Consider the following 1,741-nt stretch of genomic DNA (forward strand, 5'->3'; position numbering starts at 1 on the left):
GCATACTTGTAAAGGATTTTCCAGTCTTTTTGCACTATTTCTGGAACAGTCTGTCTCTTGAGTATAAGGTTAGTCAGAGAAACCCATTTTACTTTCACGAGCATCTTTCCCAATAGATAAGTTAGTGGGTTTACTCTGTAAAAGACCAAATGGGGATTCATAAGCAAGCTTGCCTCAAGCTCTGCAGTCCCACTAGCTATCAGAGAGATAAGCGAATAAGACATTACATCATAAGCAGGGGTAGGTGTGTCTCTGTGTGTGAGAACTCTAACAGGCAATCCGTTGAAAGCCTCTTGTATGTAATCTTTAAAGCTCTCAAAGGTGGGTATAACACCATAGAGCTCTCTCTTTTTGCTTAGCTCCGCAAATACCTGCTTTATGTAATGGGTGTGTCTTTTTATCTCACTCCACCTACTTCCTGGGAAAAGTCCAATAACTTCTTTTGTACCTACAAGCTTTTCAAAGTTCTCTCTACTCTGTGAAGGTTTCACTATATCCACAAGGGGATGCCCTACATAGTGAATCTTTAGCCTTCCGTTAGCATACCTTCTGTAAAACTCCACTTCAAAAGGAAGAAGAACTATCAGGTGATCTACATACTGAGCTATGATCTTCGCTCTACTCTCTTTCCACGCCCACACTTGGGGAGATATAAAGTAGATAATCTTCTTTACTTTACCTCTTGCCCTTTTGAGCAGTGGTAGGTTAAAAGCGGGTGCATCGCAAAGCACAAGCACGTCCATATAAGGAAGAAGCTTTTCTATTTTTTTGTATAACCTTAGGACAAAAGGTACCTTAGGAAGAGCCTCCGCTATGCCTACAACGGACAGGTCCTCTATCTTTGCTATGCTTCTAAAGCCTATGCTTTCAAGCCTTTCGTCCGTTATACCCCAAGCTTCTATTTCTTTTACTTCTTTGAATATGTGATACACATAATTGCTTGCGGACCTTTCACCTACAGAGAAGAAAACACGCATTTACTTTTTCATAAAGAGCCTAAAGGTGTCTTCCTTTACCCTCTCCACTCTCAGGCGTATGTCCCCCAGTTTCATGAAAAAGGTATGAGATATATCTACCTTTCCAGAACTCCAGATACTAACATACCTTTCCGCATAGGTATCACCCAGGGAGTTTCTAAAGCTCACCTTAAGGTAAGCGCCATCGTGATGTTCCATAACCTCGGTAAATACCACTTCCATATAGTGGTTCTTTTCTATTGCCTCTTCCCACAGCTCTCCCAAGCCTTTTAGGGAGAGTTCCATGTTTATCCCATACTCTAAGTCCTCTTGGTCTGTATCTTCCAGCAACTCTGCTTCTTTTTGTTTTATAAATTCCTCTACCTTTCTTAGTTTTTCAAGGGCAGATGTTCTAAACCTTTCGTCTATAGGCACGCTTTTTATTATAGTTCAAAATACTCCGCACCGCAGTTTTGAGTTTCCCAAACCACCACCTTCTGAAGTGAAGGATACCTTTCTTTTACTTTCTCATAAAGCCACTTGGCTATATTTTCCGCACTTGGAGAAAAATCAAAAAGGTCATTGAGAAGTTTGTAATCAGGAAGGATCTCTTTAAGGAAGTTGTCAATCTCAACAAAGTCAAAACCCATACCACCAGTGTCAAGAGCGTCAGCTCTTATGTGAAGTTCCACCTCCCAAGTGTGTCCGTGCAGAGGTTCTGGAGAGCCATGATAATCCGTCAGAAAGTGAGCAGCGTTGAACTTTCTCTTCACTACAAGAGTCCA

The 1,741-nt window shown here is 41.4% G+C and carries 3 protein-coding genes; all 3 read right to left on the minus strand.

What is annotated here, in order from left to right; translation table 11 throughout:
- The coding region (gene lpxB, locus CP948_RS08785) for a lipid-A-disaccharide synthase (RefSeq protein ID WP_101495086.1) at window positions 1–977 on the minus strand (977 nt) is incomplete at its 3' end.
- Window positions 978–1,391 carry a hypothetical protein gene (locus CP948_RS08790; protein ID WP_096603604.1) on the minus strand — a complete coding sequence of 138 codons (414 nt, stop codon included), beginning with the start codon at window positions 1,389–1,391 and terminating at the stop codon, window positions 978–980.
- A gap of 8 nt (window positions 1,392–1,399) precedes the next feature.
- The coding region (locus CP948_RS08795; protein ID WP_096603607.1) for a 6-pyruvoyl trahydropterin synthase family protein at window positions 1,400–1,741 on the minus strand (342 nt) is incomplete at its 5' end.

It is taken from the genome of Hydrogenobacter hydrogenophilus, from assembly GCF_900215655.1.
GTDB lineage: Bacteria > Aquificota > Aquificia > Aquificales > Aquificaceae > Hydrogenobacter > Hydrogenobacter hydrogenophilus.